This is a genomic window from Modestobacter sp. URMC 112 (genome assembly GCF_053502575.1).
In genome coordinates this window covers 3,030,295-3,056,813 of record NZ_CP199957.1, presented here as the reverse complement: position 1 = coordinate 3,056,813, position 26,519 = coordinate 3,030,295, and the positions used below count along the sequence as shown (strand labels likewise).

25 protein-coding genes are annotated in these 26,519 nt (G+C 75.2%); 19 read left to right on the top strand and 6 right to left on the bottom strand.

Features of this window, described 5'->3' with window-relative positions; translation table 11 throughout:
* Positions 1-54: 54 nt before the first annotated feature.
* Both dnaE and ACWIX6_RS14350 read left to right on the top strand, forming a co-directional pair.
* The gene (gene dnaE / locus ACWIX6_RS14355; RefSeq protein WP_448613106.1) at positions 55-3,627 is read left to right on the top strand and encodes a DNA polymerase III subunit alpha; all 3,573 of its coding nucleotides are present in this window, start codon (positions 55-57) and stop codon (positions 3,625-3,627) included.
* A gap of 151 nt (positions 3,628-3,778) precedes the next feature.
* Entirely contained in the window at positions 3,779-4,513 is a 735-nt protein-coding gene (locus ACWIX6_RS14350; RefSeq protein WP_448613105.1) for a hypothetical protein, read from the top strand.
* Positions 4,514-4,632: 119 nt separating this feature from the next.
* Here ACWIX6_RS14350 and ACWIX6_RS14345 read toward each other — a convergent pair whose 3' ends face one another.
* Positions 4,633-5,511, bottom strand: a complete 879-nt coding sequence (locus tag ACWIX6_RS14345) for an LON peptidase substrate-binding domain-containing protein (protein ID WP_448613104.1) — start codon at positions 5,509-5,511, stop codon at positions 4,633-4,635.
* A 151-nt stretch (positions 5,512-5,662) separates the two neighbouring features.
* Between ACWIX6_RS14345 and hisD the strand changes: the two genes are divergently transcribed.
* Genes hisD through ACWIX6_RS14325 form a run of 4 tightly spaced genes read left to right on the top strand, consistent with a single transcriptional unit; the run spans position 5,663 to position 8,865 of the window.
* Entirely contained in the window at positions 5,663-6,967 is a 1,305-nt protein-coding gene (hisD, locus tag ACWIX6_RS14340) for a histidinol dehydrogenase (protein WP_448613103.1), read from the top strand.
* Positions 6,964-8,076 carry a histidinol-phosphate transaminase gene (locus ACWIX6_RS14335; RefSeq protein ID WP_448613102.1) on the top strand — a complete coding sequence of 371 codons (1,113 nt, stop codon included), beginning with the start codon at positions 6,964-6,966 and terminating at the stop codon, positions 8,074-8,076. Before hisD ends, ACWIX6_RS14335 begins: the two co-directional genes overlap by 4 nt.
* Positions 8,073-8,684, top strand: coding sequence for an imidazoleglycerol-phosphate dehydratase HisB (gene hisB, locus ACWIX6_RS14330; protein ID WP_448613101.1), 612 nt, complete (start codon positions 8,073-8,075; stop codon positions 8,682-8,684). The genes ACWIX6_RS14335 and hisB overlap by 4 nt, the downstream gene beginning before the upstream one ends.
* 4 nt (positions 8,685-8,688) lie before the next feature.
* A complete protein-coding gene (locus ACWIX6_RS14325; RefSeq protein ID WP_448613100.1) occupies positions 8,689-8,865 on the top strand; it encodes a hypothetical protein in 177 nt (58 codons plus the stop codon).
* A gap of 49 nt (positions 8,866-8,914) precedes the next feature.
* Here ACWIX6_RS14325 and ACWIX6_RS14320 read toward each other — a convergent pair whose 3' ends face one another.
* A complete protein-coding gene (locus tag ACWIX6_RS14320; RefSeq protein WP_448613099.1) occupies positions 8,915-9,688 on the bottom strand; it encodes a DUF899 family protein in 774 nt (257 codons plus the stop codon).
* 143 nt (positions 9,689-9,831) lie between these two features.
* Between ACWIX6_RS14320 and hisH the strand changes: the two genes are divergently transcribed.
* Positions 9,832-10,470 carry an imidazole glycerol phosphate synthase subunit HisH gene (hisH, locus tag ACWIX6_RS14315; protein ID WP_448613098.1) on the top strand — a complete coding sequence of 213 codons (639 nt, stop codon included), beginning with the start codon at positions 9,832-9,834 and terminating at the stop codon, positions 10,468-10,470.
* 12 nt (positions 10,471-10,482) lie between these two features.
* On the opposite strand, the gene ACWIX6_RS14310 is transcribed toward hisH, so the two are convergent.
* From ACWIX6_RS14310 to ACWIX6_RS14300, 3 genes are read right to left on the bottom strand one after another with little or no spacing between them, the layout of a single operon-like run.
* Entirely contained in the window at positions 10,483-11,532 is a 1,050-nt protein-coding gene (locus tag ACWIX6_RS14310; RefSeq protein ID WP_448613097.1) for a molybdopterin-dependent oxidoreductase, read from the bottom strand.
* Positions 11,533-11,546: 14 nt separating this feature from the next.
* The gene (locus ACWIX6_RS14305; RefSeq protein WP_448613096.1) at positions 11,547-12,311 is read right to left on the bottom strand and encodes an SDR family NAD(P)-dependent oxidoreductase; all 765 of its coding nucleotides are present in this window, start codon (positions 12,309-12,311) and stop codon (positions 11,547-11,549) included.
* A gap of 16 nt (positions 12,312-12,327) precedes the next feature.
* The gene (locus ACWIX6_RS14300; protein WP_448613095.1) at positions 12,328-12,927 is read right to left on the bottom strand and encodes a nitroreductase family protein; all 600 of its coding nucleotides are present in this window, start codon (positions 12,925-12,927) and stop codon (positions 12,328-12,330) included.
* A 60-nt stretch (positions 12,928-12,987) separates the two neighbouring features.
* On the opposite strand from ACWIX6_RS14300, the gene ACWIX6_RS14295 reads away from it, so the two are divergent.
* The 5 genes from ACWIX6_RS14295 (at position 12,988) to ACWIX6_RS14275 (ending at position 18,683) form a co-directional block, all read left to right on the top strand.
* Entirely contained in the window at positions 12,988-13,911 is a 924-nt protein-coding gene (locus ACWIX6_RS14295; RefSeq protein ID WP_448613094.1) for an SDR family oxidoreductase, read from the top strand.
* Between the two features lie 36 nt (positions 13,912-13,947).
* Positions 13,948-14,682 (top strand): bifunctional 1-(5-phosphoribosyl)-5-((5-phosphoribosylamino)methylideneamino)imidazole-4-carboxamide isomerase/phosphoribosylanthranilate isomerase PriA, encoded by a 735-nt coding sequence (gene priA, locus ACWIX6_RS14290; protein ID WP_448613093.1) that lies wholly within the window; start codon positions 13,948-13,950, stop codon positions 14,680-14,682.
* Positions 14,679-15,071, top strand: coding sequence for a RidA family protein (locus ACWIX6_RS14285; RefSeq protein ID WP_448613092.1), 393 nt, complete (start codon positions 14,679-14,681; stop codon positions 15,069-15,071). The genes priA and ACWIX6_RS14285 overlap by 4 nt, the downstream gene beginning before the upstream one ends.
* Entirely contained in the window at positions 15,068-15,862 is a 795-nt protein-coding gene (gene hisF / locus ACWIX6_RS14280; protein WP_448613091.1) for an imidazole glycerol phosphate synthase subunit HisF, read from the top strand. Before ACWIX6_RS14285 ends, hisF begins: the two co-directional genes overlap by 4 nt.
* Before the next feature lie 115 nt (positions 15,863-15,977).
* The gene (locus tag ACWIX6_RS14275) at positions 15,978-18,683 is read left to right on the top strand and encodes a PEP/pyruvate-binding domain-containing protein (RefSeq protein ID WP_448613090.1); all 2,706 of its coding nucleotides are present in this window, start codon (positions 15,978-15,980) and stop codon (positions 18,681-18,683) included.
* Here the strand turns inward: ACWIX6_RS14275 and ACWIX6_RS14270 are convergent.
* On the bottom strand, positions 18,670-19,296 hold the full coding sequence (locus ACWIX6_RS14270; RefSeq protein ID WP_448613089.1) for a TIGR03085 family metal-binding protein: 627 nt from the start codon (positions 19,294-19,296) through the stop codon (positions 18,670-18,672). The two genes, ACWIX6_RS14275 and ACWIX6_RS14270, sit on opposite strands and share 14 nt — an antisense overlap.
* Before the next feature lie 115 nt (positions 19,297-19,411).
* Between ACWIX6_RS14270 and ACWIX6_RS14265 the strand changes: the two genes are divergently transcribed.
* The 7 genes from ACWIX6_RS14265 to ACWIX6_RS14235 all read left to right on the top strand — a co-directional run bounded on the left by ACWIX6_RS14265 (position 19,412) and on the right by ACWIX6_RS14235 (position 26,507).
* The gene (locus tag ACWIX6_RS14265; protein ID WP_448613088.1) at positions 19,412-21,196 is read left to right on the top strand and encodes an ABC transporter ATP-binding protein; all 1,785 of its coding nucleotides are present in this window, start codon (positions 19,412-19,414) and stop codon (positions 21,194-21,196) included.
* Positions 21,193-23,028, top strand: coding sequence for an ABC transporter ATP-binding protein (locus ACWIX6_RS14260; RefSeq protein WP_448613087.1), 1,836 nt, complete (start codon positions 21,193-21,195; stop codon positions 23,026-23,028). Before ACWIX6_RS14265 ends, ACWIX6_RS14260 begins: the two co-directional genes overlap by 4 nt.
* A 51-nt stretch (positions 23,029-23,079) precedes the next feature.
* Entirely contained in the window at positions 23,080-23,505 is a 426-nt protein-coding gene (locus tag ACWIX6_RS14255; protein ID WP_448613086.1) for a hypothetical protein, read from the top strand.
* Between the two features lie 73 nt (positions 23,506-23,578).
* Positions 23,579-24,037, top strand: a complete 459-nt coding sequence (locus tag ACWIX6_RS14250; protein ID WP_448613085.1) for a hypothetical protein — start codon at positions 23,579-23,581, stop codon at positions 24,035-24,037.
* Complete coding sequence (locus ACWIX6_RS14245; protein WP_448613084.1) at positions 24,034-24,618, top strand: hypothetical protein; 585 nt, start codon at positions 24,034-24,036, stop codon at positions 24,616-24,618. The genes ACWIX6_RS14250 and ACWIX6_RS14245 overlap by 4 nt, the downstream gene beginning before the upstream one ends.
* Positions 24,619-24,652: 34 nt before the next feature.
* Positions 24,653-25,024 carry a phosphoribosyl-AMP cyclohydrolase gene (gene hisI / locus ACWIX6_RS14240; RefSeq protein ID WP_448613083.1) on the top strand — a complete coding sequence of 124 codons (372 nt, stop codon included), beginning with the start codon at positions 24,653-24,655 and terminating at the stop codon, positions 25,022-25,024.
* Positions 25,011-26,507, top strand: coding sequence for an anthranilate synthase component I (locus ACWIX6_RS14235; protein ID WP_448613082.1), 1,497 nt, complete (start codon positions 25,011-25,013; stop codon positions 26,505-26,507). The genes hisI and ACWIX6_RS14235 overlap by 14 nt, the downstream gene beginning before the upstream one ends.
* The last annotated feature ends 12 nt before the right edge of the window (positions 26,508-26,519 follow it).

Sequence of the window (26,519 nt, the reverse complement as noted above, 5' to 3'; positions counted from 1 at the left end):
CCCACCCGGTCGGGAGGTGGGCGACGGCACGACCCGTGAGGAGCACACCGAACCGTGAGCAGTACCCCGGCCGGAGAGAACTTCGTTCACCTCCACGTGCACACCGAGTACTCGATGCTCGACGGGGCCGCCAAGCTCGGTGAGGTCACCCGGGCCGCCGCCGAGGAGGGCATGCCGGCGCTGGCGATGACCGACCACGGGAACGTGTTCGGCGCCTACGACTTCTACAAGACGGCCAAGGCCGCCGGGGTCAAGCCGATCATCGGCATGGAGGGCTACTACACCCCCGGGTCGCGCTTCGACCGGGCGCCCTTCGACTTCGGCGACAAGCTGATCGACGAGGAGGGCGACGGCGGGTCCAACCGCGGCAAGGCCGCGTACACCCACATGACCCTGCTGGCCCGGACCACCGAGGGCATGCACAACCTGTTCCGGCTGTCCTCGCTGGCCAGCCTGGAGGGGCAGTACCGCAAGCCGCGCTTCGACCGGGACCTGCTGGAGCAGTACGGGACCGGCCTGATCGCCACCACCGGCTGCCCGTCCGGCGAGGTCAACATGTGGCTGCGGGCCGGCAAGGTCGACCGCGCCCGGCAGGCCGCCGCGGACTTCCAGGACATCTTCGGGCGGGAGAACTTCTACGCCGAGGTCATGGACCACGGGCTGTCGATCGAGAAGAAGACCAAGCCGGCGCTGCTGGAGATCGCCCGTGAGCTCGGCATGCCGCTGCTGGGCACCAACGACCTGCACTACACCCGCCGTGAGGACGCCGAGGCGCACGACGCCCTGCTGTGCATCCAGACCGGGTCGCGGCTCAACGAGCCCAACCGCTTCAAGTTCAACGGCGACGGCTACTACCTGAAGTCCGCCGCGGAGATGCGCGCGCTGTTCGCCGAGCACCCCGAGGCCTGCGACAACACCCTGCTGGTCGCCGAGCAGTGCGAGGTGACCTTCACCGAGGGCGCGGACCTGATGCCCCGCTTCCCGCTGCCCGAGGGGGAGGACGAGACCTCCTGGTTCATCAAGGAGGTCGAGCGCGGCCTGCACCGCCGCTGGCCCGCGGGCATCCCCGACCACGTGCGCAAGCAGGCCGATTACGAGGTCGGGATCATCGTCCAGATGGGCTTCCCGGGGTACTTCCTCGTGGTCGCCGACTTCATCAACTGGGCCAAGGACAACGGCATCCGGGTGGGCCCGGGCCGCGGCTCGGCGGCCGGCTCGCTGGCCGCCTACGCCATGGGCATCACCGACCTCGACCCGCTGGCGCACGGCCTGATCTTCGAGCGGTTCCTGAACCCCGAGCGCGTCTCCATGCCCGACGTCGACATCGACTTCGACGACCGCCGCCGCGGCGAGGTCATCCGCTACGTGTCGGAGAAGTACGGCGAGGAGCGGGTCAGCCAGATCGTCACCTACGGAACGATCAAGGCCAAGGCCGCCATCAAGGACGCCGCCCGGGTGCTGGACAGGCCGTACTCGGTGGGCGACGAGCTGACCAAGCTGATGCCGCCCGGGGTGATGGGCAAGGACATCCCGCTGTCGGGGATCTTCGACCCCAAGCACGAGCGCTACAAGGAGGCCGCGGAGTTCCGCGCCCGCTACGAGGCCGACCCGGGCGCGGCCGAGGTCATCGACCAGGCGCGCAAGCTCGAGGGCCTGAAGCGGCAGTGGGGCGTGCACGCCGCCGGCGTGATCATCGGCCGCTACCCGCTGATCGACAGCGTGCCGATCATGCGGCGCGAGGCCGACGGGGCGGTGATCACGCAGTTCGACTACCCGACCTGCGAGACGCTCGGCCTGCTGAAGATGGACTTCCTGGGGCTGCGCAACCTCACCGTCATCGACGACGCGCTGCGCAACATCGTCATCAACGGCAAGCCGGCCATCGACCTCGACGAGCTCAGCAAGGAGCTCACCGACCCGGCCACCTACGACCTTTTGGCGCGCGGGGAGACCCTGGGCGTCTTCCAGTTCGACGGCGGCCCGATGCGGTCGCTGCTGCGGCTGATGCGGCCGGACAACTTCGAGGACATCTCCGCCGTCGGCGCGCTGTACCGGCCCGGGCCGATGGGTGCGAACTCGCACACCAACTACGCGCTGCGCAAGAACGGCCAGCAGGAGATCACCCCGATCCACCCGGAGCTCGCCGAGCCGCTGGAGGAGATCCTCGGCCAGACCTACGGCCTGATCGTCTACCAGGAGCAGGTCATGGCGATCGCGCAGAAGGTCGCCGGGTACTCCCTCGGCAAGGCCGACCTGCTGCGCCGGGCGATGGGCAAGAAGAAGAAGTCGGTGCTGGACGCCGAGTACGTCGGCTTCGAGGCCGGGATGAAGGCCAACGGCTTCTCCGCCGCGGCGGTCAAGACGCTGTGGGACATCCTGGTCCCCTTCGCCGACTACGCGTTCAACAAGGCGCACTCGGCCGCCTACGGGCTCATCTCGTACTGGACGGCGTACCTCAAGGCCAACTACCCGGCCGAGTACATGGCCGCGCTGCTCACCAGCGTCGGCGACGACAAGGACAAGCGGCCCATCTACCTGGCCGAGTGCCGCCGGATGGGCATCAAGGTGCTCCCGCCGGACGTCAACGAGTCCGCCGCCGACTTCACCGCCGTGGGCACCGACATCCGCTTCGGGCTGGCCTCGGTGCGCAACGTCGGCCACAACGTGGTCGAGGCGATCTCCCGGGCCCGCGAGGAGAAGGGCGCCTTCACCAACTTCGCCGACTTCCTGCGCAAGATCGACGTGGTGGCCTGCAACAAGAAGGTCATCGAGTCCCTCGCCAAGGCCGGCGCCTTCGACTCGCTGGGGCACTCCCGGCAGGGCATCGCCGCCGTGCACGCCAACGCCGTGGACCAGGCGATGGGCCTCAAGCGCAAGGAGGCCGAGGGCCAGTTCGACCTGTTCGGCGGCTTCGGCAGCGGGGACGACGGTGGCGACGGGACCGACCCGTTCGGCTCCTCGCTGGACATCGCCATCCCCACCGCGGACTGGTCGAAGGCGGAGAAACTGGTCTTCGAGCGGGACATGCTCGGCCTCTACGTCTCCGACCACCCGCTGCACGGGGTGGAGCACGTGCTGACCTCGCACGCCGACACCGCGCTGGCGGAGATCATCGCCGGCGGCGTCGAGGACGGCGCGAACGTCACGATCGCCGGGATCCTCACCGCGGTCGGGCCGCGCACCAACAAGCAGGGCGCCCCGTGGGCGATCGCCACCATCGAGGACCTCGAGGCGGGGCTGGAGGTGCTGTTCTTCCCCAAGACCTGGGCGCAGGTGTCGGACAAGGTGGTCCGCGACCAGATCGTCGTGGTCAAGGGCCGGATCAGCCGGCGCGACGACACCCCGTCGCTGTTCGCCGCCGAGGTGACCATCCCCGAGCTGACCGAGGGCCCGCGCGGTCCGGTCCTGGTGTCCATGCCCGCGGCCCGCTGCACCCCGCCGGTGGTGGAGCGGCTTCGGGAGGTGCTGGGCAGCCACCCGGGCACCACCGAGGTGCAGCTCAAGCTGCTCAACGGCGGCCGGGAGACGGTGCTGCGGCTGGACCAGGGGCTGCGGGTGCGGCCGAGCACCGCGCTGATGGGCGACATCAAGGCGCTGCTCGGCCCGACGAGCGTCGCCCTCCTGTGACGAAGGTCGAAGGACCCCCGTGCCCCCCGCCACTCGCGAGTTCGCGGCGGGACCCTGCACGGGGGCCTGACCCCCATCACTCGCAAGCTCGCGGCGGGCCCCTGCGCAGGGGCCCGGGGCCGTCCACAGCCGGGCCGACGACACTGGTGTCGTGAGCGACCCGTACGCCTTCGGCCCGCCGGCGCCCGGACGGCTCCCGCTGCCGGGCTCCCCGCCGCTCCCGGGCACCGGCGAGCCGGTCGACGGCCGGCCGCACCCGGGACACCGGCCGGCGGTCCCGGCGGCCGCCGCGCACCTGCCGCCTCTCCCGGACCAGCACCCGCCGCTGCCCTACCCGCCGGCCCGGCCGGCCCGCTGGGCCGGGTTCGCCGACGCCCGCGCCGACCTGCGCGGGGGCCTAATCACCGCCGCCGTCCTGGCGCCGGCCGGGCTGCCGGCCGCGCTGCTGTGGCTGTGGCAGGGCCCGCGCGCGTCCTTCCAGGTGGTCGAGGGCGACGTCGTCCCGATCGGTGCGCCGCCCTCCAACGAGCTGTTCATGGCCGACGACGGCGTCTACGTGCTGGTGCTCGCCGGGCTGGGAGTGCTGGCCGGTGGCGTGCTCTGGCTGCGGCGCCGCGCCCGCGGCGTGGTCACCCTGACCGCACTGGCGGCCGGCATGGTCGCCGCCTCCCTGGTCGCCTGGCAGGTGGGAGAGCTGCTGGCGCCAGGGCCCACCGACGAGCAGCTGTCCCAGGTCGGCGGCACCGTCACCACCGGCCTGCAGCTGGGCGCGGTGGCCGCGGTCGCGGTCGGGCCCTTCCTCGCCGTCCTCACCTACCTGGTGGCCAGCACGCTGACCTCCCGTGACGACCTCGGCCGCGACGACGAGGACGAGCTCCACCACTGAGCGCACGTGTCGAGGCCCCGTTGCAGGGCCCCGCCGCGAGTGAAAGGACCCGCTTCTCCCCAACCCTCGCGAGCTCGGGTCGGGCCCCTGGAGCGGGCCGGGGGCGACGGGGTCCTTTGTCAGTTCAGGGTCATCGGCCCGGCGAACTGGACCAGCGGCACCGGCACCGCACCGACCGTGCGCAGCAGGGTCAGCTCCCGGCGCAGCAGCCGGGACTCCATCGCCAGCCGCCGCCGGGTGGCCGACTCGGCCAGCAGCGCCTGCCGGTCCTCGGTGGTCAGCAGCGCCGCGGAGGCGACCAGGTAGGACAGGCCCCGGGCGTCGTCGGTGACCTCCCGCAGCAGCGCGGCGGGCGAGCCGGGGCCGTCGTCGACGTCGTCGGGCTCCTCGTCGTCCGCGCCGTCCTGCCGGCGGGTCACCTCGGTGACGTAGCGGGCGAACAGCGCGCGCACGCTGCCGGCCAGCACCTCCAGTGACCCGCGGGCCACCGAGGACAGGACCTCCTCGGGGGCGACACCCGGCCCGCCGTCCGGCCCGACCAGTCCCTCGGCGTCCCCGGCCGCCTCCTCGGCGGCCTCCTCGTCGTCCAGCCACTCGACCCGGGCCCGCAGGTAGGGCGGGTCCTCGCCGACCAGCACCTCGAGCAGCCGGAACCGGTCGGCCCCGACGGTGACCACCTGGTACCCGCCGTCGAGCTGCGGGGCGACGGCGCGCAGCGACGCCGTGCAGCCGACGTCGTACAGGGCCTCGGCGGGCGAGACCCGCTCGACCTCCCAGCCCTGCCGGATGGCGACGACGCCGAACCCGCGCCGGTCGCTGTCCGCGGGCAGGGCGGTCAGGTCGGCCATCAGCCGCCGGTAGCGCGGCTCGAAGATCTGCAGGGGCAGCACCACGCCGGGGAACAGCGGCGTGCTGAGCGGGAACAGCGGGATGACCTCGTCCTGCCGGCCGCCGGAGGGGGGTCCCGCCGTCCTGTCGTCGTCCCGGCCGCCCGTCACGCGCGCAGCCTACGGGCGGGTGCGGCGCCGGCGCGGGGCCGGCGTGCGGCCCCGACCACCGGTCGGCGTCCCGGCTCGTCCCCGGCCCGCCGCGGGTCCGCTCCCGCCTACTACCGTGGGGTGTTCCGCCCATCGCTCCCGGAGGTCCCCCGTGCTCAGCCGCATCGACCTGCGCGGGTCCGCGCTGCCCGGGGCCCGCGAGCTCGCCGGGCTGCTGCCGCGGGCCGCGACCGACATCGACTCGGTGCTGGCCGTCGTGCGGCCCATCTGCGACGACGTGCGGGACCGGGGCGCGGCGGCGGTCCGGGAGATCACCGCCCGGCTGGACGGCGTGGACCTCGAGGACTTCGCCGTCCCCCGCGCCGCGCTGGACGAGGCGCTGGCCGCCTGCGACCCGACGCTGCGCGCGGCGCTGGAGGAGGCGGTCCGCCGGGTCCGCACCGTGCACGCCGACCAGCGGCGCACCGACGTCACCACCGACGTGGTCCGCGGCGGCACCGTCACCGAGCGCTGGGTCCCGGTCCGCCGGGTCGGGCTGTACGTGCCCGGGGGACTGGCCCCGCTGCTGTCCTCGGTGGTGATGAACGTCGTCCCGGCGCAGCTGGCCGGCGTGGAGTCCATCGCGGTGGCCACCCCGCCGCAGCGGGACAACGGCGGGCTGCCCGACCCCGGGGTGCTGGCCGCCTGCGCGCTGCTCGGCGTCACCGAGGTCTACGCCGTCGGCGGGGCCCAGGCGATCGCCGTCTTCGGCTACGGCGCCGGCTCCTGCGAGCCCGTCGACATGGTCACCGGGCCGGGCAACGTCTACACGACGGCGGCCAAGCGGCTGCTGCGCGGGCTGATCGGCATCGACTCCGAAGCCGGGCCCACCGAGGTCGCCGTCCTCGCCGACGACACCGCCGACCCGGTGCACGTGGCCGCGGACCTGATCAGCCAGGCCGAGCACGACCCGCTGGCCGGCGCCGTCCTGGTGACGACCAGCGAGCAGCTCGCCGACGCCGTCGTCGAGCTCGTCCCCGGCCAGGTGGCGGCCACCAAGCACAGCGACCGGATCAGCACCGCGCTGGGCGGCAGCCAGTCCGGGATCGTGCTCGTCGACGACCTGGACGCCGGGCTCGCCGTCGTGGACGCCTACGCCGCCGAGCACCTGGAGATCCAGACCCGGGACGCCCGGGCGGTGGCGATGCGGGTGCGCAACGCCGGCGCCGTCTTCGTGGGGCCGTGGGCGCCGGTGTCGCTGGGCGACTACTGCGCCGGGTCCAACCACGTGCTGCCCACCGGCGGGTGCGCCCGGCACTCCAGCGGGCTCAGCGTGCAGTCCTTCCTGCGCGGCATCCACCTGGTCGAGTACGACGAGCAGGCCCTCGCCGACGTCGCCGGGCACATCGACGCGCTGGCCGGCGCCGAGGACCTGCCCGCGCACGCCGCCGCCGTGCGGGCCCGGCAGCGCCGGTGACCACGACCGACGAGCTCCCGCTGCGGCCGGAGCTGCGCGGCCGCACGGCCTACGGCGCCCCGCAGCTGCCGGTCACCCACCAGCTCAACACCAACGAGAACCCCTACCCGCTGCCCGCGTCGCTGCTCGCCGACCTCGGGACGGCGCTGGCCGAGGCGTCCCGCGGCCTGAACCGGTACCCCGACCGGAACGCCACGGCGCTGCGCGCGGACCTCGCCGCGTTCCTGACCCGGACCAGCGGCGAGCCGATCGCCCCCGAGCAGGTCTGGGCGGCCAACGGCTCGAACGAGGTGCTCCAGCAGCTGCTGCAGACCTTCGGCGGCGCGGGCCGCACCGCGCTGGGCTTCACGCCGTCCTACTCGATGCACCCGATCATCAGCGCGGGCACCGGGAGCGGGTGGGTGGACGGCCACCGCAGCGCCGACTTCACCATCGACGCCGCGTCCGCGGTGGCCCAGCTGCGCGAGGTGCGCCCGGACGTCGTCTTCGTGACCAGCCCGAACAACCCCACCGGGACGGCGGTCGACCTGGCCACCATCGCCGACCTGTACGAGGCCACCTCGGGCGTGCTCGTGGTGGACGAGGCCTACGCCGAGTTCGCCCGCCCGGGCACCCCCTCGGCGCTGACGCTGCTCCCCGGCCGGCCCCGCCTGGTGGTGAGCCGGACGATGAGCAAGGCGTTCGGGATGGCCGGCCTGCGGCTGGGCTACCTGGCCGCGGACCCGGCGGTGGTGGACGCCGTCCAGCTGGTCCGGCTGCCCTACCACCTGTCCAGCCTCACCCAGGCGGCCGCCCGCACCGCGCTGGCGCACACCGACGAGCTGCTGGCCACGGTCGACGCGGTCAAGGGCCAGCGGGACCGGATCGTCGCGGCGCTGCCCGGCCTGGGGCTGACCAGCGTGCCCAGCGACGCCAACTTCGTGCTCTTCGGCCGATTCGCCGACGCCCCGGCCGCCTGGCAGGCGCTGCTGGACCGCGACGTGCTGGTCCGCGACGTCGGCCTGGCCGGCTGGCTGCGGGTCACCGCCGGAACGCCGGAGGAGACCGACGCCTTCCTCACCGCCCTGGGTGAGATCGCCGCGACCCACCGCACGACTGAGGGAAGATGACCGCCATGTCAGCGCACCGCACCGCCCGCGTCGAGCGCGCCACCAGCGAGACCAAGCTCGTCGTCGAGGTCGACCTCGACGGCACGGGCGCCGGCGACATCGCCACCGGCGTCGGGTTCTACGACCACATGCTGACCTCGCTGGCCAAGCACAGCGGCATCGACCTCACCGTGCGGGCCGACGGCGACCTGCACATCGACGCGCACCACACCGTCGAGGACGTAGCGATCGCGCTCGGGCAGGCCTTCGCCGAGGCGCTAGGCGACAAGCGGGGCATCACCCGCTACGGCGACGCCACCATCCCGATGGACGAGGTGCTGGTGCAGGCAGCCGTCGACCTGTCCGGCCGGCCCTACTTCGTGCACGCCGAGCCCGAGGGCATGACCCCGATGATCGGGCCGGACTACCCGACGTCACTGACCAAGCACGTGCTCGAGTCCTTCGCCTTCAACGCCCGGATCAGCCTGCACGTGCGGGTGCTCTACGCCGGCCGGGACGCCCACCACATCGTGGAGGGCCAGTTCAAGGCCCTCGCGCGGGCACTGCGGACGGCGGTCGCCCTGGACCCGCGGGTCACCGACGTGCCCTCCACCAAGGGCGCGCTGTAGCCCGATGAGCTTCGGCGGCCTGCTGCTCGTCCTGGGCGGGTTCCTGCTCGGTGGCGCGTACAGCATCTTCCGGGCCGACTCCGACACCCAGGGGCGCACCGGCCCGCAGGTCGCCTTCGCGGTGCTGCTCCTGCTGGCCGCGCTGACCGCCACCGCGGCCGGTGTGCTGCGGCTGATCTGACGGACTGGCTCCTGCCGCGCACGCCCGGCGCGGGACCATGCAGCGGGCCTCACTCCTGCCGGCCGAGGGTGTCCACGGGGGTCGCGCCGGGGCGGGTCCACTGCGGCACGGGGCGGCTGGTCGGGCCCCAGGTGGCGACACCGTCGGCGTCCGTGCGCCAGTACCAGCACGCGTCGCGCCCCTCAGGCCAGCCCTCGGGCTTCGCCTCCCACGCCTCGCCGCGGCCGTAGGGCGTCAGGTCGAGCAGGCCGAACGACCCGTTGGCCGTCTCGATGCCGCGGCCCGTCGTGGAGTAGGTGAGGAACGCGCGGTCGCCGTCGCGCAGGAAGCAGGTGAGGTACCCCATCTCGCCGCCGACCGGCTCGGCCACACCGCGCACCGAGTACCAGGGCTGGCGGTAGCCCATGAACTCGACGAAGGAGGCGACCTCGTCCCACCGGCCGGTGGTCAGGACGGCGAAGGAGACGCCGCGGGCGTTGAGGTAGACCGCGTCGCGCATGTGCCAGGCCGCGTCGGTGCAGCCCTCGCACTGCCCCTGGTGCGGCGCGCCGTCGTACCACATGTGCTTGTAGACGACGAGCTCGTCGCGCCCCTGGAACAGGTCCAGGAACGGGACCGGGCCGTCGGGTCCGACGACCTCGACCGTCCCGTCGAACTCCACCATGGGCAGCCGGCGGCGAGCCGCGGCGAGGGCGTCGCCCTCACGGGTGTGCGCCTTCTCGCGGACCAGGAGCTCGTCCCTGGCGGATCGCCAGGTGGCCAGGTCCACCACGGGCGGGCGGCCGGGCAGCGCGGTGGTCGGGTCGTCGTGCGTGGTCGTCATGGCGTCCTCCGTGACGTCTCGTGCCGTGCAGCGTCGTGCGACGTCTGCGACGGTCACCAGAGAGGACCCGCGGCCCGGCCGGAACTCATCGCACCGCGGGAATCCGGGAAGGCCGGTCGCCGCTGATGGGTAGCGTGGCTGCTGTGAAGAAGGTCGTGGTGCTCGACTACGGGTCGGGCAACCTGCGCTCGGCCGAGCGCGCCCTGTCCCGGGTCGGCGCCGACGTCACGGTCACCGCCGACCCGCAGCAGGCGCTGGACGCCGACGGCCTGGTGGTCCCCGGCGTCGGCGCCTTCGCGGCCTGCATGCACGGGCTGCGCGCCGTCGACGGTCCGAAGGTGATCGGCCGCCGGCTGGCCGGTGGGCGGCCGGTGCTCGGCATCTGCGTGGGCATGCAGGTGCTCTTCGAGCGCGGCGTCGAGCACGGCTCGGACGCCGAGGGCTGCGGCGAGTGGCCCGGTGTGGTGGAGCAGCTGCAGGCGCCGGTGCTCCCGCACATGGGGTGGAACACCGTGCAGCCCCCGGCGGGCTCCACGCTGTTCGCCGGCCTGGACGACCAGCGCTTCTACTTCGTGCACTCCTACGGCGTGCGGCGGTTCCCGCTGGCCGAGGAGGGTGGTGTCCCCAGCCGGCTGACCCCGCCGTCGGTGACCTGGGCCGAGCACGGTGACCGGTTCGTCGCCGGGGTGGAGAACGGGCCGCTGTCGGCCACCCAGTTCCACCCGGAGAAGAGCGGCGACGCCGGGGCCCAGCTGCTCACCAACTGGCTGCAGACCGTCTGACCGGCTCCGGGGTCATTGCAGGGGGAAGGGTGACTGCACCCACCAGGGAGCGTCGACCACCTCCACCCGCGCCACCCACTTGACCCACCAGAAGCCCCGCCGCCCCGGGGCGACCAGCCGAGCCGGGGCGCCGTGCCCCGCGGACAGCGGCCGGCCCGCCGCGTGCGTGGCGAGCAGCAGCCCGCCCGCCTCGGACAGCGGCAGCCGGCGCCGGAACCCGGTCACGGAGACGACGTCGACGCTGCCGTCCTCGGGCAGGTCCGACCCGAGGAGCTCCAGCAGCCGGTCCAGCCGCACGCCGCGCCAGTCCTGCTCGGCGTACCAGCCGCCGGTGCAGTCCAGGACCGCGCGGACGGCGTCCCCGCGGTCGAGGTCGGCGACCGGGACCCGCACCCGCCGGCCGGCCGCGACCAGTTCCAGCGCGGCTGCGGGCTCCTCGGGCACCGGGTCGGAAATCCACTGGGTGACCGGCATGGCGGCCGGGTCGTCGGTGCCCCGCTCGAACGACCCGGTGGCCCGCCGCTGGGCACCCGGTGCACCGGTCAGCCGCAGCAGCCCCTCGCCGGCACCCCACACCGCGACCGCGCCGGCCCCCAGCGCGCCGGCCCGCAGCAGGCCGCGCCGGTCCAGGTCGGTGGCCCGCGGCCGCTGCCGCCGTCCGACCGCGTGCACCACGACCAGGGCGCCGGTCGCCACCCCGGCGGCCACGTGCAGGTGCAGCACCGGGATCCCCGCCGACCACGACCACGGCCCGGGGACGCCGGCCGCGTGCAGCACGCCGGTGAACAGCGTCAGCAGGGTCGCCACCCCGAGGGAGACCCCGCCGCCTCCGCGCGTCCCGACGCCGGGACGGCGCCACGACCGCCGCACCACGACGGCCTTCCACGGCACGAGGAGCAGCAGCCCGAGCCCGGCGGCGCCGTGCGCCGCGACGACCAGCTGCGCCAGGACCGGCGACCCCACGGCGAAGGCGAGCACGCCGGTGCCCCCGGCCGTCAGCAGCAGCGCGAGCAGGCCCACGTTGGTGCGCCGGCCGGCACGGCGGGGCAGCGTCGGGGCCATGCCCCGAGTGTGCGTCAGCTGCGCAGGTAGCTGGCCCCGTTGACGTCGACGATCGTGCCGGTGGAGAAGCGGGCGTCCGGCGAGGCCAGCCACAGCACCGCCGAGGCCACCTCCTCGGGCCGGGCGACCCGGCCGTAGGGGGACTGGGCGCGGACGGCGTCCCCGCCGGGCCCGTCGAGCACCTCCCGGGCCATCTCGGTCTGCACGAAGCCCGGCGCCACGCAGGTGACGGAGATGCCGTGCGGCGCCAGCGCGAGGGCCATCGACTGGGCGAAGGCGTTCATCCCTGCCTTGGAGGCGCCGTAGGCCGGGGTGTTCGGCTCCCCGCGGAAGGCACCCCGGCTGGAGACGTTGACGACGGCGCCGCCGCCGGCCGCGATCAGGTGCGGCACCGCGCGGAACGTGGCGTTGGCCGCGCCGACGAGGTTGATCGCCAGCGTCGTCGACCAGGCCTGCTGCCACTCCGCCCAGGAGGTCTCCAGCGGCGGGTGGGCGGTGAACACCCCGGCGTTGTTCACCAGCACGTCCAGGCCGCCGAGCAGCCGGGCGGCGTCGTCCACCATCGCGCCGGTGGCCTCGGCGTCGGCCAGGTCGGCCTGCACCAGGACGTGGCCGTCGCCGGGGAGCTCGGCGAGCACCTGCTCGGCGCGGTCGCGCGCCGCGCTCCAGTGCACCGCGACGCGGTCGCCCTGCGCCGCGAAGGCGTGCGCGATCGCCCGACCGATGCCGCGGGAGGCGCCGGTGACCAGGACGGCGCGGGAGGTGGTGTGGTTCGGCACGGGGGGAGTCAACCAGTCACCACCGACCGCGGTGCACGACCTCCCCGACCCCGCGGCGGCCGCGCCGCAGGGACGGCGACCGGCGGTCCTCGGTTCCGGCGTAGCCCACCGACACGCAGCCGATGGGGGTGTACCCCTCGGGCACCCCGAAGGCGGCGCGGAACCCGGCGATGCGCTCGGGGGGCACGCCGAAGAAGCAGGCCGCCAGCCCCTCGTCGACGGCGGTCAGCAGCATGAGCAGCGACGCCATGCCGGTGTCGACGTCCCAGTAGGGGACCGGCCAGCGGGACTCGTCGCGGTCGGTCCAGCCCTTGTCCGGCTCGGCGTAGCGGTCCAGGTAGGCCGCCTTGTGCGACAGCGGGACCACCAGCAGCGGCGCGCGGCGCATCCGGGTCAGCCAGCCGTCCGGCGGGCCCTCGGCGGTGGTCGCCGTCCAGAAGCGGTCGCGCTCCTCCGGCGTCTCCAGGACCAGGAACGCCCAGCCCTGGCTGAACCCGGCGGAGGGCGCGCGGACGGCGTGCTCGAGCAGCCGCTCCCGCACCTCGGGCGGCACCGGACGGTCGGGGTCGTAGTCGCGGACCATCCGGCGCCGGCGCACCACGTCGCGGAACTCCATGCACCCACCCTGCCGCAGGAGGCCGACGGAACTGTCGGAGGTGGCGGGCAGGGTGCTGGCATGGACAGCGCGGACCCTGACCTGACCGGCCGGGTCGTCCTGGTCGCCGGTGCCACGCGCGGCGCCGGGCGGGGCATCGCCGTCGAGCTGGGCGCTGCCGGCGCCACGGTCTGGTGCACCGGCCGCAGCACCCGCGGGCAGCGGTCGGAGTACGACCGGCCCGAGACGGTCGAGGAGACCGCCGAACTGGTCACCGCCGCCGGCGGGCGCGGGATCGCGGTGGTGGCCGACCACCTGGTGCCCGCGCAGGTGGCCGACCTGGTGGCCCGGATCGACGCGGAGTCCGGCCGGCTCGACGTGCTGGTGAACGACATCTGGGGCGGCGAGCTGCTGTTCGCCTGGGACACGCCCCTGTGGGAGCACGACCTCGACGACGGCCTCCGGCTGCTGCGGCTGGCCGTCGAGACGCACCTGGTCACCAGCCACGCTGCGCTGCCGCTGCTGATCCGCCGGCCCGGCGGGCTGGTGGTGGAGATGACCGACGGGCCGGCGGACTACAACGCGGTCACCTACCGCGTGAATGCGTTCTACGACCTGGCCAAGGTCGCGGTCTCCCGGCTGGGCTTCTCCCAGGCGCACGAGCTGCGCCCGCACGGCGGGACGGCGGTCGCGCTGACCCCGGGCTGGCTGCGCTCGGAGATGATGCTCGAGGGCTTCGGGGTCACCGAGGAGAACTGGCGTGCCGCGACGGCGGACGAGCCGCACTTCTGCATCTCGGAGAGCCCGCGGTTCGTCGGCCGGGCGGTGGCCGCCCTCGCCGCCGACCCGGACCGGGCGCGGTGGTCGGGCCAGTCGCTGTCGTCGGGGCAGCTGGCACAGGTGTACGGCTTCACCGACGTCGACGGCACCGGTCCCGACGCCTGGCGGTACGTCCGGGAGGTGCAGGACGCGGGGCGGCCGGCCGGTGACGAGGGCTACCGGTGACGAGGGCTACAGCGGGCCTGTCCCTACGCTGTCGCCGTGCCGAAGCTGCAGCTGCTGCCCGCCGTCGACGTCGCGGACGGCCTCGCCGTCCGTCTGGTGCAGGGGGAGGCCGGCAGCGAGACCTCCTACGGCGACCCGCTGGAGGCGGCGCTGGCCTGGCAGCGCGACGGCGCGGAGTGGGTGCACCTGGTCGACCTCGACGCCGCCTTCGGCCGCGGGTCCAACCGGGAGCTGCTCGCCCGGGTGGTGGGCGAGCTGGACGTCGACGTCGAGCTGTCCGGCGGCATCCGGGACGACGAGTCGCTGGCCGCGGCGCTGGCCACCGGCTGCCGCCGGGTGAACCTGGGCACCGCCGCGCTGGAGTCGCCGGAGTGGTGCGCACGGGCGATCGCCGAGCACGGCGACCGGATCGCCGTCGGCCTGGACGTCCGTGGCACCCGGCTGGCGGCCCGGGGGTGGACCAAGGAGGGCGGCGAGCTCTACGAGACCCTCGCCCGGCTCGACGCCGAGGGCTGCGCCCGCTACGTGGTCACCGACATCACCAAGGACGGCACCCTGCGCGGTCCCAACCTCGACCTGCTGCGGGAGGTGTGCGCCGCGACGGCCCGCCCGGTCGTCGCCTCGGGCGGGGTGAGCTCGCTGGACGACATCCGGGCGCTGGCGGGCCTGGTGCCGGTGGGCGTGGAGGGCGCAATCGTCGGCAAGGCGCTGTACGCCGGGGCGTTCACGCTGCCCGAGGCGCTGGCCGTCACGGTGGAGGAGGCCGGATGAGCGCCCTCCGCCTCGGCTCCGGGGCGCCCTGGGAGGACGTCGTCGGCTACAGCCGGGTCGTCGTCGCGGGGTCCTCGGCCTGGGTGAGCGGGACGACGGCGACCGTCGACGGCGAGGTGGTGCACCCCGGCGACGCGGGCGCGCAGACCCGGGTCGCGCTGGCCGCCATCGGCCGGGCCCTGGAGCAGGCCGGGTTCTCCCTCGGTGACGTCGTCCGCACGCGGATGTACGTCACCGACATCGGCCGCTGGGAGGAGGTCGGCCGGGCGCACGGGGAGGTCTTCGGCGACATCCGGCCGGCGACGTCCATGGTGCAGGTGGCCGCGCTGATCGACCCGGCGATGCTGGTGGAGGTCGAGGCGGACGCCGTGCGGGGGGCATCGGCATGAGCCTGGCGGTGCGGGTCATCCCGTGTCTGGACGTGGACGCCGGCCGGGTGGTCAAGGGCGTCAACTTCGTCGACCTGGTGGACGCCGGCGACCCGGTGGAGATGGCCCGGGTGTACGACGCCGAGGGCGCCGACGAGCTGACGTTCCTGGACATCACCGCCAGCTCCGGCAACCGGGAGACCACCTACGACGTCGTCCGGCGGACCGCGGAGAGCGTCTTCATCCCCCTGACCGTCGGTGGCGGGGTGCGCGCCGTCGAGGACGTCGACCGCCTGCTGCGCGCCGGCGCGGACAAGGTCGCGGTGAACACCGCGGCGGTCGCCCGGCCCGAGCTGATCGCCGAGATCGCCCAGCGGTACGGCAACCAGGTGCTGGTCCTCTCGCTGGACGCGCGACGGTGCCGCGACGGCGTCACCACCGACTCGGGCTTCGAGGTGACGACCCACGGCGGGCGGCAGGGGACCGGCCGGGACGCGGTGGAGTGGGTGGTCCGGGCCGCCGAGCTGGGTGTCGGAGAGGTGCTGCTGAACTCCATGGACGCCGACGGCACCCGGGCCGGCTTCGACACCGACCTCATCGCCGCCGTGCGCCGCGAGGTGACCGTCCCGCTGATCGCCAGCGGGGGAGCGGGTGCGGTCGAGCACTTCCCGCCGGCGGTGGCCGCCGGCGCGGACGCCGTGCTGGCGGCGAGCGTCTTCCACTTCGGGCAGCTGCGGGTCGGGGACGTCAAGCAGGCCCTCGCCGAGGCAGGCGTGCCCGTCCGGCGGGAGGTGGACCACCCACGGCCCTGAGCAGGCGCGGCCGGACCGACCACGGCGCCACGGGCACGCGCTGAGGCCCGACGCCACGGACCGTCCGGAGTAGCGTCGAGCGCGCTCTGTCGGTCCCGGGACGGAGGAGGTCGCGATGAGTGCCACCCATCCGGTCGGTCGTCGACACAGCCCCGAGCACGCCGTCGTCGTCCAGCTGCGGGACCTCGATGCCGAGGCCCTGCCCCTGGCCGGTGGGAAGGCGGCCAACCTCGGTGAGCTCCTCGGAGCCGGCCTCCCGGTCCCCGACGGCTTCTGCGTGACCACGAACGCCTACCGCGACCTGGCGGCCGCCACGGACCTCACCGAGATCCTCGAACAGCTGGCCGGCATCACGCCCGGGGACCAGGACCGGTCAGCCGAGCTCGCCGCCCGCGCGCGGGAGCGCATCCTGTCCGTCCCCGTGCCCGGGCACGTGGCGGACGCCGTGACCGCCGCCTACCGGGACCTGGGCGAGCCCCCGGTGGCCGTCCGGTCCTCGGCGACGGCCGAGGACCTGCCCTTCGCCAGCTTCGCCGGGCAGCAGGACACCTACCTGGGGATCGTCGGGGCGGACGCCGTCCTGGACGCGGTCCACCGCTGCTGGGCGTCGCTGTGGACCGACCGGGCCGTCGCCTACCGGCTGCGCAACCGGATCGACCACGCCGGCACACAGCTGGCCGTCGTGGTGCAGCGGTTGGTGGACGCCGACGTCGCCGGTGTGCTGTTCACCGTCAACCCGGTCACCGGACGGCGCGATGAGACGGTCGTCGACGCCGGCCCGGGTCTCGGCGAGGCCGTGGTCAGCGGGGCGGTCAACCCCGACCACTTCGTGCTGGACAGCCGCACCGGGGCCGTGCGCGAACGGCGGCTGGGGGACAAGCGCGTCGTGGTCCGCCCGCGGGCCGAGGGCGGCACCGAGACGGTCCCCCTGCCGGCGTCGGCCACCCCCTGCGTGTCCGACGACCAGCTCCGCGCGCTGGTCCGGCTCGGTGCCCGGGTCCAGGAGCACTACGGCCGGCCGCAGGACACCGAGTGGGCCATCGACCGGGCGGGCCGGCTCTGGCTCACCCAGGCCCGGCCGGTGACGACGCTGTTCCCGCTGCCGGACGGCGAGTCGGCGGACGGGCTCCGCGTCTACTTCTGCTTCAGCCTCGCCCAGGGACTGACCCGTCCGCTCACCCCCATGGGGGTGTCCGCGATCCGGGTGATCGCCTCCTCCGTCGCCCGGTTCTACGACCACCCGCCGGCCGACCCGGTGGCCGGGCCACCGCCGGTGCACGAGGCGGCCGGGCGGCTGTTCTTCGACATCACCACGATCATGCGCAGCGTCCCCGGGCGGGCGGTGTTCCCGCGGGTCCTCGACGTCATGGAGGCACGCTCGGCGGTGGTGCTGCGCGGGTTGTCCGGCGATCCCCGGATCCCCGTCGTGCATACCTCGTGGTGGCCGGTGGTGCGGCGGCTCGGGTGGGTGGCGGCGCGGTTCGGCATCCCCTTCCAGCTGGCACAGGCGGTGGCGCGGCCGGAGGCGGCGCGTCGTCGGGTGGACCGCGTCGGCGCGCGGCTGCGCACCCGACCGATGCCGCCGGCGTCGGCCACCGCCGCGCAGCGGCTGGACTTCGTCGTCGGGCTCCTCGGGGATGCCGTCGTCCGGGTCGTGCCGCAGGTGATGCCGCCCGCCGCGGCCGGGTTCGGGATGCTGTGGCTGGCCGGCCGGCTGCTCGGGGCGGACGCACGGCCGGGCGACCTGGCGACCGTCCTGCGGGGTCTGCCGCACAACGTGACGACGGAGATGGACCTCGAGCTGTGGAGCGTCGCCACCGCGATCCGGGCCGACGAGGACGCCGCAGCGGCCGTGCGGGGCGGGTCGCCGGCGGAGCTCGCCGAGCGCTTCCGCAGCGGGACGCTGGCGCCGGTCCTGCAGGCCCGGCTGCGGGGGTTCCTCGACCGCTACGGCCACCGCGCCGTCGCCGAGATCGACGTGGGGATGCCCCGGTGGGCCGAGGACCCGACCCACGTGCTCGGCGTGCTCGCCAACTACCTGCGCCTGGAGGACCCGGGCAGGGCACCGGACGGGGTGTTCGCCCGGGGCGCCACCGAGGCCGAGGCCATGGTCGCGGCCCTGACGGACCGGGCCCGACGGCGGGGCAGGCTGCGGGCGGGCGCGGTCGGTCTGGCCCTCGACCGGGCCCGCCGGCTCGCCGGCATCCGCGAACTGCCCAAGTCCGACATCGTGCTGGTCCTCGCGCAGGCGCGCCGCGAGCTGCTGCTGGTCGGCGCGGACCTGGCCGGCCGCGGCCGGCTCGCGGGAGCGGAGGACGTGTTCTTCCTCGGCCTCGGCGAGGTCGCCGAGGCACTCGACGGTCGGGATCTGCGCGGGGTCGTCGCGGAGCGGCGCACCGACTTCGACCGGGAGACGGCCCGCCGCCACGTGCCCCGGGTGCTGCTCAGCGACGGCACCGAGCCCGAGGCCCTGTCCGGGACGCCACCGGAGGTCGACGGCGCGCTCGTGGGCACGGCGGCGTCCGCCGGGACCGTCACCGGGCCGGCCCGCGTCGTGCTCGACCCCGAGGGGGCACACCTGGCACCGGGCGAGGTCCTCGTCGCGCCGTCCACCGACCCTGGGTGGACGCCGCTCTTCCTGACCGCGGGCGGGCTGGTCATGGAGATGGGTGGCCCGAACTCCCACGGGGCGGTGGTCGCCCGCGAGTACGGCATCCCGGCGGTCGTCGGCCTGCCGGAGGCCACGCGGAGGATCACGACGGGCCAGCCGCTCGTCGTCGACGGCACGCGCGGCCTGGTCACCGCCCTCAGTCGACCGTGACCTCCACGCGGGCGACGTCCTGGCGGCCGCTGACCCACAGCAGCACCTCCAGCGGCTCGCCGGCCACCGTCGTCGTGGGCGTTCCCGCGCGCACGCGCCGCTCGGCCGCGTCCCCGGCGGGCCGGTCGGTCCGCCGCAGCACCAGCCCGCCGCCCGTCCGCGCCGCGGCCGGGCTCCGCGCCAGCAGCGGGACCTGCGACCACAACCGGTCCTGCACCTCCGCCGGGAGCTCCCGCGGGGACCAGTCCGGCTGCGCGCGACGGACGTCCTCGTGGTGCACCACCATCTCCACCGCGTTGAGCACCCGGTCGACCGCCGGCCATGCGGTCGGCATCCAGGCCGGCGGCCCCGAGCGGACCTCGTGCACCAGCTGCGCCCACATCCGGCCGCGCGCCGTCCGCGACCTCACCCGGTCCGTCCACGCCCCCCACGGCCCCCCGAGCACCGCCCCGGGCATGGTGTCCGGCCGGCGGTCCCGCACCACGAGGTGCGCGGCGAGGTCCTTGGTCCGCCACCCCTCGCAGCACGTCGGCTGGTCGGGTCCCAGCTGCTCCAGCAGGTCCGCGAGCGCGGCCCGCTCCGACTGGGACAGCGACTCAGCGGGTCTCGGCACCCCCCGAGGTTAGAACGGACTGTTGTCCGTTAGGCGGGGTAAGGACCGCGCGTACGCTCGCAACCTCCACCGCACCACCTCCGAAGGGACACCTGTGCCGCGCCGACGAGACGCCGTGGTCCGGCGCGGGCTCCGCCACATCGGCCGCGCCGTCCGGGAGCAGCCGAAGATCTTCGTCCTCGCGCTGCTGGGCAGCAGCCTCTACGGCGGCATGACCGTCGCCAGCGCCTACGTCATCGGCGGCATCACCGACCGGGTCCTGCTGCCGGCCTTCGCCGAGGGCGCGACCACCGCCGCCGCCCTCGTGCTGGCCGCCACCGCGATCCTCGCCGTGGCCGTCCTCAAGATCATCGGCATCCTGGGCCGCCGGCTGTTCGCCGGCATCATGAGCTACCGGCTGATGGCGGAGTACCGCCGCCGGGTCACCGGCCAGTACCTCCGCCTCCCGCTGTCCTGGCACCAGCGCCACCCCACCGGCCAGCTGCTGTCCAACGCCAACTCCGACGTCGAGGCCAGCTGGTTCTTCGTCTCCCCGCTGCCCTTCGCCTGCGGCGCCCTGGTCATGGTGGCCATCACCGTCACCGCCCTGGTCCTCACCGACCCGCTGCTCGCCGTGGTCGGCCTCGTCGTCTTCCCGCTGGTCTTCGTGCTCAACGCCGTCTACAGCCAGGTCATGTCCCCCCGGCAGGCCCACGCCCAGCAGCTCCGCGCCGAGGTCAGCGAGATCGCCCACGAGAGCTTCGACGCCGCCCTCGTCGTCAAGACCCTCGGCCGGGAGGCCGACGAGACCGCCCGCTTCGCCGCCCGCGCCGACGAGCTGCGCGACGGCCTGGTCGCCGTCGGCCGGGTCCGCGGCCTGTTCGACCCGCTGATGGAGGCGCTGCCCAACCTCGGCACCCTCGCCGTCCTGCTCGTCGGCGCCGACCGCGTCGCCGGCGGCGCCACCGACGCCGGCGACCTGGTGTCCATCGCCTACCTCTTCACCCTGCTGGCGCTGCCCATCCGTGCCATCGGCTGGGTGCTCGCGGACCTGCCCCGCGCCCTGGCCGGTTTCGACCGGGTCACCCCGGTCCTCGAGGCCACCGGCGAGACGCCGCACGGCCCCGACGCCGCACCCGCCGGGGCCGGCGGCGCCGGTCTGGGCGTGCGCGGCGTGGACTTCCGCTTCGACGGTGCCGAGCGGCCCACCCTGGACGGCGTCACCTTCGAGGTCGCCGCCGGTCGCACCGTCGCCGTCGTCGGCCCCACCGGGTCGGGCAAGTCCACCCTCGCCGGCCTGCTGGTCCGCCTCGTCGACCCGCACACCGGCGACGTGCTGCTCGACGGCGTCGACCTGCGCACCCTCCGCGAGGGCGAGGTCAGCGGGCAGGTCGCCTTCGTCCCGCAGTCCACGTTCCTCTTCGACGACACCGTCCGGGACAACGTCACCCTCGGCGCCCCGTTCACCGACGAGCAGGTGCGCGGCGCGCTGCGCACCGCCGCCGCCGACGACTTCGTCGCCCGCCTCCCCGACGGCCTGGACACCCGGGTCGGCGAGCGCGGCGCCACCCTGTCCGGCGGCCAGCGACAGCGGCTGGCCCTCGCCCGCGCCGTCGTCCGCCGGCCCCGGCTGCTGGTCCTGGACGACGCCACCAGTGCCGTCGACCCCTCGGTCGAGGCCCGCATCCTCGACGCCCTGCGTGCCGCCGACCGGCCCGCCACCGTCGTCGTCGTCGCCTACCGGCAGGCCACCATCGCGCTGGCCGACGAGGTGGTCTGGCTCGAGGGCGGCCGGCTGGTCGCCCGCGGCAGCCACGCCGAGCTGCTGGCCCGCGTCCCCGGCTACGCCCGCCTGGTCCAGGCCTACCAGCCGCCCGAGCCGGCCGGGCGCCCCGCCGAGACCGTGGAGGTGGGCGCGTGAGCCGGCCGGACGACGCCGAGCCGCTGCTCGCCGCCGACACCCGCCCCGAGGGTGCGATGGCCACCCTCCGCCGCGGCCTCGCGATGATGCCGGAGTTCCGCCAGGGGCTGCCTGTCACCTTCCTGCTCGCCCTGGTCGCCACCGCCGGCCGGGTCGTCGTGCCCATCGCGGTGCAGCAGACCCTGGACCGCGGCCTGGGCGCCCCGGGCGGCCCGGACATCCCGCTGGTCCGCGACCTGGTGCTGGTCAGCGCCGCCGTCGTCGTGGTCACCAGCATCGCCGTCTACCGGATGAACGTCCGGCTCTTCCGGACGACGGAGACCGCGCTGGCCGGCCTCCGGGTGCGTGCCTTCCGGCACGTGCACGACCTCTCGGTGCTCCACCAGCAGGGCCAGCGTCGCGGCTCGCTGGTCTCCCGGGTCACCAGCGACGTCGACCAGCTGTCGGTCTTCATGCAGTGGGGCGGCGTGCTCGGCCTGGTCAGCGTCGGCCAGCTCGTCGTCGCCACCGTCGTCATGGCCGTGTACAGCTGGCAGCTGACCCTGCTCGTCCTGGTCTGCTTCATCCCGCTCGCCGTCGCCCTCCGGTACTTCTCCCGCCGCCTCGCCGACGCCTACGGCGTCGTCCGGGAACGGGTCGGCGACGTCCTGGGCGCGGTCTCGGAGTCGGTGGTCGGCGCGCCCACCGTGCGCGCCTACGGCATCCGCGGGCGGACGGCGGCCCGCATCGACCGGGCCATCGACCGGCACTACCGCGCGTCCGTCGACGCCCAGAAGGTGACCGCCGCGGTGTACGTCAGCGGCGAGTTCGTGGCGGCCGTGGCCAACGTCGCCGTCGTCGTGGTCGGCGTCGCACTCGGCATCGCCGGCGAGGTCACCGCCGGCACCCTGGTCGCCTTCCTCTTCCTCGTGACCCTCTTCGTGGCCCCGGTGCAGATGGCCAGCGAGGTGCTCAACGAGGCGCAGAACGCCGTCGCCGGGTTCCGCCGGGTGCTCGACGTGCTGGACACCGAGCCCGACGTCCGCGACCCCGCGCTGTCCGACCCGGAGCGGGCCCGCACCCTCCCGCCCGGGCCGCTGGACGTGCGGTTCGAGCACGTCGGCTTCCGCTACGCCGCCGGCGGGGCCAAGGCGCTGGACGACGTCGACCTGGCCATCGCGCCCCGCACCCGGGTGGCCATCGTGGGCGAGACCGGATCGGGCAAGACGACGTTCGCCAAGCTCGTCACCCGGCTTATGGACCCCACCGAGGGCCGGGTGCTCATCGGCGGCGTGCCGCTGACCGACGTCGCGTTCGGCTCCCTGCGCGAGCGGGTCGTCATGGTCCCGCAGGACGGCTTCCTCTTCGACGCCTCGATCGCCGACAACGTCCGGTACGGCCGCCCGCGGCTGACCGACGCCGACGTCACGCGGGCGGTCGAGGAGCTGGGCCTGGGCGACTGGCTGCAGACCCTGCCCGCCGGGGTGGCGACGCCGGTCGGGCAGCGCGGGGAGTCGCTGTCGGCGGGGGAGCGGCAGTTGGTGGCCGTCGCGCGCGCCTACGTCGCCGACCCCGACCTGCTGGTGCTCGACGAGGCCACCAGCGCCGTCGACCCGGCCACCGAGATGCGGCTGACCCGCGCGCTGGACACCCTCACCACCGGCCGGACGACGCTCACCATCGCCCACCGGCTGTCCACCGCCGAGCGGGCCGACGAGGTGCTCGTCGTCGACGCCGGCCGGGTCGTCCAGCGCGGGCGGCACGACGAGCTGGTCGACGTCCCGGGCGCCTACGCGCGGCTGCACGCCTCCTGGCGGCGGTCGTCGGGCCGCCAGCCCGACCCCGTGGCCTGACCCGCGACGGCAGGGCCTCCACGGGCGCGCTCGCGGTCCTACCCTCCGGCCATGACGCCACCGGCCGCCCCGCCGCGGCACACCCGCCCCGTCGCCCCCACCCCGCCGGCCGCCGTCGCCGGCGCCGTCGCCGCCTTCCTCGGTGCGCTGGTGTCCCTCTGGCTCTCCCTGGTCCTGGTCGCCCTGGGCGAGCCGGACAGCGGCGGCATCGGCCGGGCCTGGGCGGTCGTCCCGCTGGCCGCGGCCGCGGCGCTGACCGCCGGCGGGGTGCTGCTGCTCCGCCGCCGCGGCTGGTGGCCGCTGGCCGCCGGGCTGGCCGCGGCCGCGGTGTTCGTCGCCCGGCTGTCCGCCGACTCGGCGGCGATGGGCGAGCCGGCGCCCGGGGGGCTGAGCGCGCTGGTCCTCGCCGGCCCGGTGCTGGCGCTGCTGCTCGCACTCACCCCGCGCGTCCGGGACTGGCTGGGCTCCACCGACTGACGCAGCGGGGGCCTCCGGCGCGGCGTGGGCGCGCCCGCCGCCGGACCGGCCCCCGCGGCCCTACCGTGCTGGCGTGCAGCCCAGTCCCGCCCCGGTCGTGCGCCGGCGCCCCCCGGTCGCCGCGGTCCTGGCGGCAGGCCTCGCCGTGCTCAGCGCCGTCGCCGTCGCCTTCTTCGGCGTCCTGGCGCTGGCCTTCTCCGAGGGCGACCTCACCGGCGACCGCTGGCTGTTCGTCGCCGGGCCCGCCCTGCTCGCCGTCGTCCTGCTGATCGGCGCCCTACTGCTCCTGCTCGGCCGCTCCTGGCTGGCGGTGTCCCTGCCGGCCGGGGCGCTGTCGCTGCTCGTCGTCGCCGCCGTCCTCTACGGCGCCCTGGGCGACGGCACCGGGAGCCCCCTGCTGCTGGCCTGGGCGGCGCCGGGGACGAGCGCGCTGCTGGCGGCGCTGCCCGGCGTCCGGCGCTGGGTGGCCGCGCGCGCGGAGGCCCGCCGCTCGCCGTCCGCCGTCCCCGGCCGGGCGGCGGCCGGTCTGTGAGCGCCGGCCCGGGGGAGCAGCAGGACTGGGACGCCGTCGTCCCGTACACCGGCCCGCCCAGCTACGGACCCGGGAACCCGCCGCCGGCGTACCCCCCGGCGGCGTTCGGGTACCCGCCGCCGGCCTGGGGCCCGGCGCCGCGGGCCCCCTCCGGCCCGTCCCGGCCGGGGACGACGATCGCCGCCGCGGTGCTCGCCTTCGTGCTGGCCCTGCTGACCCTGTTCGGGACCGTGTACGCGATGGTCTTCAGCGCGCTGCTGGCCGTCACCCGGCGCTCCGCCGGCGGACTGGGCCCGTGGATCTCGCTGGTCCACCTGGGCCTGGTCGCCGCGCTCGTCGCCGGCGGCGTGCTGGTGCTCGGCGGCCGGCGCGCCTGGCTGCTGGCCGCAGCGGCCGCCGAGGTGGCCCTGTCGGTCTACTGGGCCGTGGTGCTCGACGCCGCCGCGCTCCCCGGCCTGGGCGGTGGGGTGTTCGGCGTGCCGGTGGTCTTCGCCGTGCTGGCCGCCGCCTCCGCAGCGCTGGCCGCCACCCCGTCGGCGCGGACCTGGCGACCCGGGCGGGCGGCCGTCCCGGGCAGCTGAGGGGCCCGGCGCCCCCGGGTGGGACGATCGGGCCATGTCCGGCCCCACCCTCGACCCCGCTCTCGACCCCGCCGTCGCCGACCTGCTCCGCCGGGACGACGCCGGCCTGGTCGCCGCCGTCGTCCAGCAGCACGACACCGGCGAGGTGCTGATGGTCGCCTGGATGGACGACGAGGCGCTGCGCCGCACCCTCACCACCGGCCGGGCCACCTACTGGTCGCGCAGCCGCGGCGAGTACTGGGTGAAGGGCGAGACCTCCGGGCACCGCCAGTGGGTCCGCGACGTGCGGCTGGACTGCGACGGCGACGCGCTGCTGCTGCTCGTCGACCAGGAGGGCCCGGCCTGCCACACCGGCGAGCGCAGCTGCTTCCACCGCGAGCTGGAGGTGTCCCGTGCGGCTCGGTGAGACCACCCCGTCCCGCGAGGACTTCGCCGCCCTCGGCGCCCCGATGGTGCCGGTCACCCGGCGGCTGCTCGCCGACAGCGAGACCGCGGTTGGCATCTACCGCAAGCTCGCCGGCAACCGGCCGGGCACCGTGCTGCTGGAGTCCGCCGAGCAGGGCAAGCAGTGGTCGCGGTACAGCTTCGTGGGCGTCCGCAGCGCCGGCGTCCTCACCGAGCGCGACGGGACGTCGGTGTGGGTCGGCGAACCGCTGCCCGGGCTCACCGACGACCTGCCCGGCGACCCGCTGGCCGCCGTCCGCACGCTGACCCGCCGGCTGCGGTCCCCGCGGACTCCGGGCCTCCCGCCGCTCACCGGCGGGCTGGTCGGCTACCTGGGCTACGACGTCGTCCGGCGGCTGGAGCGGCTGCCGCAGACCAGCACCGACGACCTCGGGATGCCCGAGCTGGCGCTGATGCTGGTCACCGACCTGGCCGTGCTCGACCACACCGACGGCACCGTGCTGCTCATCGCCAACGCGGTGCGCGGGGCCGGCGGGTACGACGACGCGGTCACCCGGCTGGACGCGATGGCCGTGGACCTGACCAAGGCCGTGCCGCCGGGGGTCGCGGTGCTGGAGACCGCCGAACCGCCGCCGGTGCGCAGCAACATGGCGCCGGGGGTGTACGAGGCCGGTGTCGAGCGGATCCGGGAGCACGTCCGCGCGGGCGACGTCTTCCAGACCGTGCTCGCCCAGCGCTTCGAGCTGCGCACCGACGTCGAGGCCCTCGACCTCTACCGGGTGCTCCGGGCGAGCAACCCCTCGCCGTACATGTACCTGCTGCGCTTCGCCGGGCGGGAGTCGCCCTTCGACGTCGTGGGCTCCAGCCCGGAGGCGCTGGTGACGGTGACCGGCGACCGCGCCGTCGTGCACCCCCCGGCCGGCACCCGCCCCCGCGGGGCGAGCCCGGAGGAGGACGTCCGGCTCACCGAGGAGCTGCTGGCCGACCCCAAGGAGCGGGCCGAGCACGTGATGCTCGTCGACCTCGCCCGCAACGACCTCGGCAGGGTGTCGGTGCCCGGGACCGTGGAGGTCGCGGACTTCATGCGGGTCGAGCGGTACAGCCACGTCATGCACCTGGTCTCCACCGTGGGCGGCCGGCTGCTGCCCGGGCGCGACGCCCTGGACGTCTTCGACGCGACCTTCCCCGCCGGCACGGTGTCCGGGGCGCCCAAGCCGCGGGCCATGCAGGTCATCGAGTCCCTGGAGCCGACCCGGCGGGCGCTGTACGCGGGCACCGTCGGCTACGTCGACGCCAGCGGCGACATGGACATGGCCATCGCCATCCGCACCGCGGTGCTGCACGCCGGGACGGCGTACGTGCAGGCCGGCGCCGGGATCGTGGCCGACAGCGACCCGGCCACCGAGGAGGCCGAGACCCGGCACAAGGCCCGAGCCGTGCTGTCCGCGATCGCCACCGCGGAAGGCCTGCGGGAACTCAAGTGACGGCTGCTCGTC

Excerpts from the sequence above, each read along its gene's own strand:
- ACWIX6_RS14310 (WP_448613097.1), bottom strand. The coding sequence starts at position 11,532 with ATGGCCCCGACGCTGCCCCGCCGTGCCGGCCGGCGCACCAACGTGGGC.
- hisB (WP_448613101.1), top strand. The coding sequence starts at position 8,073 with ATGACCGCCATGTCAGCGCACCGCACCGCCCGCGTCGAGCGCGCCACC.
- ACWIX6_RS14325 (WP_448613100.1), top strand. The coding sequence starts at position 8,689 with ATGAGCTTCGGCGGCCTGCTGCTCGTCCTGGGCGGGTTCCTGCTCGGT.
- ACWIX6_RS14320 (WP_448613099.1), bottom strand. The coding sequence starts at position 9,688 with ATGACGACCACGCACGACGACCCGACCACCGCGCTGCCCGGCCGCCCG.
- hisI (WP_448613083.1), top strand. The coding sequence starts at position 24,653 with ATGTCCGGCCCCACCCTCGACCCCGCTCTCGACCCCGCCGTCGCCGAC.
- ACWIX6_RS14285 (WP_448613092.1), top strand. The coding sequence starts at position 14,679 with ATGAGCGCCCTCCGCCTCGGCTCCGGGGCGCCCTGGGAGGACGTCGTC.
- ACWIX6_RS14295 (WP_448613094.1), top strand. The coding sequence starts at position 12,988 with ATGGACAGCGCGGACCCTGACCTGACCGGCCGGGTCGTCCTGGTCGCC.
- ACWIX6_RS14275 (WP_448613090.1), top strand. The coding sequence starts at position 15,978 with ATGAGTGCCACCCATCCGGTCGGTCGTCGACACAGCCCCGAGCACGCC.
- hisF (WP_448613091.1), top strand. The coding sequence starts at position 15,068 with ATGAGCCTGGCGGTGCGGGTCATCCCGTGTCTGGACGTGGACGCCGGC.
- ACWIX6_RS14300 (WP_448613095.1), bottom strand. The coding sequence starts at position 12,927 with ATGGAGTTCCGCGACGTGGTGCGCCGGCGCCGGATGGTCCGCGACTAC.
- ACWIX6_RS14255 (WP_448613086.1), top strand. The coding sequence starts at position 23,080 with ATGACGCCACCGGCCGCCCCGCCGCGGCACACCCGCCCCGTCGCCCCC.